Raw genomic sequence first — 6,986 nt, 5'->3', positions numbered from 1 at the left:
GCCGGGAGGGAGCGGGGGAGGGGGTGAGGAGCAAGTGAGCCGGGCGGACACCGAACTCTCGGCCACCACACTTGCGTTCCTCGCCCGCCCCCACACGGCCACGCTCACCACCCTGCGCCCCGACGGCACCCCGCACGTCACCCCCGTCCGCTTCACCTTCGACACGGCCACCGGCCTGGTGCGGGTGACCACCCGGGCGGGAGCGCGCAAGGCCCGGAACGTGGCGGCGGGCGGCCGGGCGGCCCATGTCGCGCTCTGCCAGGCGGACGGCTTCCGCTGGGTCACCCTCGAAGGCCGGGCCACCGTCACCGACGACCCCGTACGCCTGACCGAGGCGGTCCACCGCTACACCGCCCGCTACCGCGCGGCCCCGCCCACACCCGAGGACCTGGTCGTCATCGAGATCGCCGTCGACCGCGCGCCGACCCTCAACCTCTGAGCCCCCTCACGGAAAGCGAAGCGACATCGCGATGCCCACCCTTCCCGTTCTCGACTCCACCATCCACCACCGGGAGTCCGGTGACCCCGACGGGCTGCCGTTCGTCTTCCTGCACGGCAACCCCACCTCTTCCCACCTGTGGCGGAACGTCCTGCCGGGGGTGGCCGCGCCCGGCCGCCGTCTGCTTGCCCCCGACCTCATCGGCATGGGCGACTCCGGCAAGCCCGACCTCGCCTACTCCTTCGACGACCACGCCCGCTACCTCGACGCCTGGTTCGACGCCCTCGGCCTCGCCGAGGCGGTCCTCGTCGGCCACGACTGGGGCGGGGCGCTCGCCTTCGACCGCGCCGCACGTCTCCCGGACCGCGTCCGTGGCATCGCCTTCACCGAGACGATCGTCAAGCCGCTGGTCGGCGATGAATTCCCGGCGGCAGGAAGGGAGTTGTTCACTCTGCTGCGTGCTCCCGGGGTGGGCGAGGAGATGGTCCTGGAGAAGTCGCTGTTCATCGAGGGGCTTCCGGACACACTCGCCACCCCGCTCGACCCCGCCGACCTGGAGATCTACCGCCGTCCCTTTCCGACCCCGCGCAGCCGCCGTCCGGTACTGGCGTGGACGCGCATGATGCCGCTGGACGGTGAGCCCGCCGACGTCGTGGCCCGCGTCGAGCACTACGACGCCTGGCTGGCCGCCAGCCCCGAAGTCCCCAAGCTGCTCGCCGCGTTCGAGCCGGGTCCGGGCGCGATGACCGACCGGGGGACGGTGGCCTGGTGCGAAAAGAACATCGCGGGCCTGGAGGTGTCCCGGCACGGTCTCGCCGGCCACCACTCCCCGGAGGACCGCCCCGAAGAGCTGGCCGCGGCGATCAACGCCTGGGCGCACCGGCACGGGCTGGCGCGCCGGTAGGGGACCTCGCGCCGGGGGCGGGCCGCCCGAGGTGCCGGTCGAGGGCGGGGCCGAGGCGGCACGGGCACGGCCGAAGAGTGCTTTCCGCGGACGCGTTCACGGCGGCGCCGAACCCGGCGGACACCTGCCACATCGCCGGCCTGATCATCACGGACAATGCCGGGAACGTCGCCCTGTACGGCTCGGAGCTCGGTGCGTCGGAGGCCGGCCCGACGATCACCTCGGCATCCCCCCCCGTACGTGCACCGCCGCTCTCTATGGCGGCTTGTTGGAATGTGCCCGGTCTCGCTGCGAGGCCGGGCACCGCTGTCGGTGGCGCCAAGAGCGCCCCGCCAGAGCTGTTGCTTCGTCATGCCCTGACCTGAAAGTCCAGCATTCCTGTGACGTGCGACACATTTTAAAGTCCGCTTAAGGTGCCACATCACCAAAAGTCTTTTTTGGGGCCGATTGCGGCTAGTTGACGCCCAACTCCCGCGTGAGTCAGAGTCACCACATCCCCACAAGATCCCCCTGGTTCCACCATGACCTGGAGTTCCTGATGTGCCCCCGGCCGCCCCCGGCCGTCATCCCGGCTGCCCTGGCCGTCACCTTGGCTGCTGCGGCCCAACACCCCACCCACGTGGACCTTCCGTCCGCGTCGTGCCCTGATCGCGCCCATGAACCGACCCGTCTGGACAAGGAGCTCAGAGTAAGTGAGCTTTCAGCAATGCACGTCGTGCGGATCGGGGCGTGACTCCGCCTCAGGGTCTGCCTGTGACTGCATGCCGCCCGGTGAGAGGCTCGTGTTCGGAAAGATAGCCGCACCTCATCAAGCCGGTGACGGCGTCCGTGAGGCGGACATCGAACTCTTCGACGACGTCGCTCCCGCTCCCCGGCCGAGGTACTCGCCGCTCCCCTCCCGGCAGGCCCCGTGCCACCCGAATTCCACCGCACCCGTCCGGCACCCGGTTCCCGGAAGGGGCAACGCGGACGGCACCTCGGGAAGTGGGAAAGGGAAGGAGAAGGGGAAGGAGAAGGGGAAGAAGAAGGGGAAGGAGAAGGGTAAAACCAGATATCCCGTGCTGTTGATCGGTGTCACGGTGGCGGGTATCGGTGCCGCGATCGCTGTCTATCTGGTCTGTGTCGCGATAACCAATCAGCATTCCGGCTACATTTCCTCGTCCTTCTCGGCCGCCTCCCCCTCCGTCTCCCCGACGCCCTCGGAAGAGGCGCCTCGCACGTCCCTGCCCGCGGCTCCTGCGACCATTCCCGCAAGCCCGGTACGGGAGCTCTCCGAAACCCCTGTGGCGCCGTCGGCACCGCCTTCGCGGTCCGCCACTCCTCCTCCTTCTCCTCCTCCGCCCTCGCCCACTCCGCCGCCCCCTCCGTCGCCCGCGAGTACCAGGTCGACGGACCGGAACACCATCGGTCTGGGCAGTACGGGCCCCGAGGTCAAGGACCTTCAGCGGCGGCTGGGGCAGCTCTACCTGTACCTCGGTTCGCCCAACGGAATTTTCACGCAGGATGTGCAAGTGGCGCTGAGTCGATTCCAGAAGGCGCGGAACATTCCCGAGGAACTCGGGATCTACGGGCCGTTGACCCGTGGGGCGCTCGTGGCGGAGACGGATTCGTCCGGCCGTGATTCATATGCCCAGGCGGCCCCGCGAGGGTGGCATCGGTAATAGTTCTTCCGGCGTGAAGGTGATTCAGATTTCACGCATGGTTCCAATGGGGTGCGAATAATACCCCGTATTCTCCAACGATAGGGTGAGAAAGATTATGCGAATGAGTGGAAGTGCCGTTGCGGGAAGAAGCGGCGCAGTCGCGCTGGTTCTCTCTCTCGGCCTGCTCGGCGGCGGAACTTCCCATGCGGCCGTTCCCACCGACGTTTCCGACAGGTCGAAGTCGTGCCCGGCCTCCGGTGAGGTGCTGGGCATCGGTCACAACCCGATGTTCACCGACGGCAACGTGGCCCTCTTCGCGGGTGGGAACTACACCGTCGACGGCGGTTCGGCCGAGGCGGAGGGGCTGCTCGTCGTCAAGGGCAACGCGACCTTCGCGAAGGACTCGGGAGGAACGTTCAACGTCGGCCGGGTCGGCGCGGGCTCCGGCATCCTCCCGGAGTCGGGCGATGTGATGCTCGCCGTCGGCGGGGACCTGTCGATAGCCAAAGGAACGACCGTCGACGTCGGACACGGCCTCACGGCCGGCCCCCGCTACGGCGGTTCCGTCCACGTGGGCAAGGGGATCGACGAGAAGGGCAACCTGGAAACGAACGGCGGCGAGCGCAAGTCGGGCGTGGGAGCCAAGGAGGCCATCAGCCCCTACGCCACGTTCGACCGGACCATCAGCGACGAGTCCTCGTCCCTCGGAGCGCTGAAGCCCACCGGCACGACCGTGAGCGAAGGCGGCACGGTGACCTTCGAGAGCACCGGCGCGAGCAAGGGAAACCTGCAGGTCTTCGAGATCTCCGCCGCTGATCTCGACGGCGCCTCGACGTTCCTCTTCGAGGGCATCCCGGACGGCGCGTCCGTCGTGGTCAACGTGACCGGATCCCACTCGGTGTCCGTCGCCCCGATGTCCGTCGGCTTCAACGGGGACCGCGCCGACACGTACGACTCGCCCGTCTTCGGCGAGGCCGCCTCGCGGATCCTGTACAACTTCGAGGGCTCCACCTCGCTCACCCTCGGCGGTGGGGGCAACTTCATGGGGTCGCTCCTCGCCCCCAAGGCCTCCGCCGATCTCACCGCGAGCACCAACGGCCGCGTGTACATCGGCGGCGACGTGAAGACCCACGGCTCGGGCAACGAGACCCACAACTACCCGTGGTCCGGCTCCCCGGCGTTCACGTGCAAGCCCAAGCCGTCCCAGCCCGAGAAGCCGGCGCCCCCCGTACCGACCACGCCCGGCGAGTCCGCCTCTCCTTCGCCGACCCGGCCGGGCGAGTCGACTCCCCCGCCCACCGAGTCCACGAAGCCGTCCCGGCCGGCCCCCACGGAATCCGAGTCGACTCCCGCACCCACCGAGTCGACCCCGGCCCCGCCCAAGGGCGAGGGTTCCCTCGCCACGACCGGTGCGCAGGTCACCATGTACGCGGCCGCGGCCGCCGTACTGGGCGCCGTCGGGTTCGGCCTCCTCGCGTTCACGCGCCGTCGCCGGAGCCGCGCGTAGCCGGCCGACACCGCGGAACCACCGGCGGGGCGACGGCCGACCGTTGCCCCGCCGGTCCCGGGCCGGTCCGTCGGCTACGACGTGCTCCGTCGGACGGAGTCCGTCTGCTACGACTCGCTCCGTCGGACCGCGGCCAAATCCTCGGGCATCGGCGGCAGTTCGGCATGTGTGACCTTGTAGCCGCCCTTGGTCACCGGGGCGTACGGTGCGGGCGCCATGCAGGTGCCGACCGTGGCTTCCTCGGGCGCGGCATCGCCGTTCGGCACCAGATTCACACCGTTCCAGGAGAACCCGACACGGTCGCCGGAGCGCTGCCCGCTGCCCTTGCCCCCGTCGTAGACGCTGAAACCGATCCGGCGCCCGACATCGGGCGGCCCGCCGGGGCTCACCTCGGTGATGACCGCCGTCAGCGTCGCGGTGTGCGGACCGGTCACCAGGCAGTCCACCCGCCCCTCGGAGGTGTACGTGGTGTTCCGGTCTGCGGAGTAGTGGGAGATCTTTATCGTGCCCCGGGCATCGGTGGGGAGGCCCGTGGGGATCCCGGGCAGCGGTCGGCTGTACGGGGCGGCATGCGCGTCGAACGTGAACGAGCGGATGTCGTCGTCCTCGTAGTAGGGCAGTACGAACTCCGCGCTTCCGGTGACGCTCGCGTGAGCCGGCTTCGCCCCACGTGACTCGGCAGTGGCGGAAGCGACCGAGGCGCCGCTCAGCGGCAGGCAGACGGCGAGTGCGGCGAGCACGGCGGTCGTCCTGCGGCGGGACATCGAAATCACTGTGTTCTCCCGGGAGTTGGCGTTCCTTGGTGGCGTGATCCATCCTTCACGCCCCCGCCTCCCGGCCCATCGGCCGCGATCCCTAGATTCTGACGCGCCCACCTCAACCACGAGACCTACCGGCGTCAGACTTCGGTCGCACGGAGCAGTACGTCTGAGGTCTGCGGGTGCGGTCGGGGCGACGGTTGCCCTGTGACGGGAGGTTCACGGCTGTGTCCCGGCTGTGTGCCAGTCGGCGTCCGGCCGAAAATCGCCGGTTAGCCTGGCGGCGCTCAAGGGGTCGGTCCCCGGGGGACGTCGGAACAGCTGGACGGAAGAGGGAACAGACGTGAGCGGTCGTGACGGACAGATGGTGTCGCGCAGGCGGATACTCGGGCTGGCCGGGACAGGGTTGGGGCTGGCCGTGTTCGGGGCCGGACTCGTGGGGTGCGGCCCCGAGGAGGCGGCGGGCACGCCGAGCGCCGGCTCGAAGCCGGGCGGGGGTGAGCAAGGCGGCGGATTCACCACTCCGCCGCCGGGCACCGCGCCCGAGCCGCTGTGGCGGGCGGCAGCCGCGAACACCAGTCTGTCCGGCAACGAAGCGCTCGCGGTGATCGGGAACGTGGCCCTGGTGTCGGGCGATCCGCTGGTGGGACGGGACATGACCACCGGCAAGGAGAAGTGGTCGCGCCGCGGCGTCACCACACCCGGCGCCAAGCTCATCTTCGGCGGCGGCACGCTCTACCTCGCCAGCGCCGAGTACGACGGCGACGTGGTGGGACTGGATCCGGCCACCGGCAAGGAGACCTGGCGCAGCCGACTGGGCAAGCAGTACGAGCAGCCGCGCCCGATCGCCGCCGACGACCGCCATGTCTACGTACTCGCCGGCATCCTGGAGAAGGACTTCACCTCGCCGAACAACGTGATCGCCGCGATCGACACCACCTCCGGCAAGGTCGCCTGGCGCGAGCAGCGCGACGCGGGGACCGAGGAGTTCGGCATCACCGCCGCGGCCGTCGACGGGCGCCTGATCTACACGGACTACCGGGAGAACGTGACCGTCCGCGACACGGCGACCGGCCGGCAGCTGTGGACGAAGAAGATCAGCCGGTCCAACAACCGCCGTTTCGCCGTGCACAAGGACCTGGTGATCGTGGCGGACGGCCGGCGGCTGCGCGCCTTCGACCTCGCCGGGGGCAAGGAACGCTGGTCGCTCCGGACGGAGGAGTTCAGTGCCTTCAACGACCCGCATGTCCTGGACGGGGTGCTCTACGCGGCCGACAGCGCACGCGCCATGTGGGCGGTGGACCCCGCCACGGGCAAGCAGATCTGGCACAACGAGGACCTGCGGGACAAGGCGACGCAGGCGTGGCAGTTCGCCAAGGTGAAGGGCACCCTGTACGGCGCGACCGAGTTCGACAAGGCCGGCGGCGTGCACGCCTTCGACGCGGCGACCGGGAAGCTGCGCTGGACGTACAACGACAAGAGCGGCGACATCCAGCAGTGGTACGTGGCGGCGGCGGGTGACCGGCTGGCCGTGATGCACGGAAAGCGGATCTACGCGCTCCCCGCCGTGTGATCCGGGCGTTCGCGTGGTCCGGACGTCAGTGTGGTCCGCGCGTTCGCTCGATTTCGGTGTCCGTGTGGTTTGGGCGTTCGCGTGCTCCGGGCGTTCGCTCGATCCCTGTGTCCGTGTGATCCGGACACCCGTGTGGTCCGGGCGTCCCGGGCGGAGTTCCGG

At 69.7% G+C, this 6,986-nt stretch carries 6 protein-coding genes; 5 read left to right on the top strand and 1 reads right to left on the bottom strand.

Annotated elements, in window-relative coordinates:
- Positions 1–34: 34 nt before the first annotated feature.
- The 4 genes from AADR41_RS10685 (at position 35) to AADR41_RS10675 (ending at position 4,493) form a co-directional block, all read left to right on the top strand.
- Positions 35–439, top strand: a complete 405-nt coding sequence (locus AADR41_RS10685; RefSeq protein WP_342281101.1) for a pyridoxamine 5'-phosphate oxidase family protein — start codon at positions 35–37, stop codon at positions 437–439.
- A 25-nt stretch (positions 440–464) separates the two neighbouring features.
- Positions 465–1,343 (top strand): haloalkane dehalogenase, encoded by an 879-nt coding sequence (locus tag AADR41_RS10680; RefSeq protein WP_342281100.1) that lies wholly within the window; start codon positions 465–467, stop codon positions 1,341–1,343.
- Between the two features lie 761 nt (positions 1,344–2,104).
- Positions 2,105–3,004: a peptidoglycan-binding domain-containing protein gene (locus tag AADR41_RS42825; RefSeq protein ID WP_446751008.1), complete on the top strand. Its 900-nt coding sequence runs from the start codon at positions 2,105–2,107 to the stop codon at positions 3,002–3,004.
- A 103-nt stretch (positions 3,005–3,107) separates the two neighbouring features.
- Positions 3,108–4,493: a choice-of-anchor A family protein gene (locus tag AADR41_RS10675; RefSeq protein ID WP_342281097.1), complete on the top strand. Its 1,386-nt coding sequence runs from the start codon at positions 3,108–3,110 to the stop codon at positions 4,491–4,493.
- 107 nt (positions 4,494–4,600) lie between these two features.
- On the opposite strand, the gene AADR41_RS10670 is transcribed toward AADR41_RS10675, so the two are convergent.
- Positions 4,601–5,257, bottom strand: a complete 657-nt coding sequence (locus AADR41_RS10670) for a hypothetical protein (protein ID WP_342281096.1) — start codon at positions 5,255–5,257, stop codon at positions 4,601–4,603.
- 358 nt (positions 5,258–5,615) lie between these two features.
- Between AADR41_RS10670 and AADR41_RS10665 the strand changes: the two genes are divergently transcribed.
- Complete coding sequence (locus AADR41_RS10665; protein ID WP_342281099.1) at positions 5,616–6,824, top strand: PQQ-binding-like beta-propeller repeat protein; 1,209 nt, start codon at positions 5,616–5,618, stop codon at positions 6,822–6,824.
- Positions 6,825–6,986: the final 162 nt, after the last annotated feature.

Origin of the sequence: Streptomyces sp. CLV115 (genome assembly GCF_038448545.1) — a bacterium.
Classification (GTDB): Bacteria; Actinomycetota; Actinomycetes; order Streptomycetales; family Streptomycetaceae; genus Streptomyces; species Streptomyces sanglieri.
The sequence above is the reverse complement of the archived record's forward strand: the minus strand, read 5'-3'. Positions and strand labels throughout refer to the sequence as shown.

Excerpts from the sequence above, each read along its gene's own strand:
- AADR41_RS42825 (WP_446751008.1), top strand. The coding sequence starts at position 2,105 with ATGCCGCCCGGTGAGAGGCTCGTGTTCGGAAAGATAGCCGCACCTCAT.
- AADR41_RS10675 (WP_342281097.1), top strand. The coding sequence starts at position 3,108 with ATGAGTGGAAGTGCCGTTGCGGGAAGAAGCGGCGCAGTCGCGCTGGTT.
- AADR41_RS10670 (WP_342281096.1), bottom strand. The coding sequence starts at position 5,257 with ATGTCCCGCCGCAGGACGACCGCCGTGCTCGCCGCACTCGCCGTCTGC.
- AADR41_RS10665 (WP_342281099.1), top strand. The coding sequence starts at position 5,616 with ATGGTGTCGCGCAGGCGGATACTCGGGCTGGCCGGGACAGGGTTGGGG.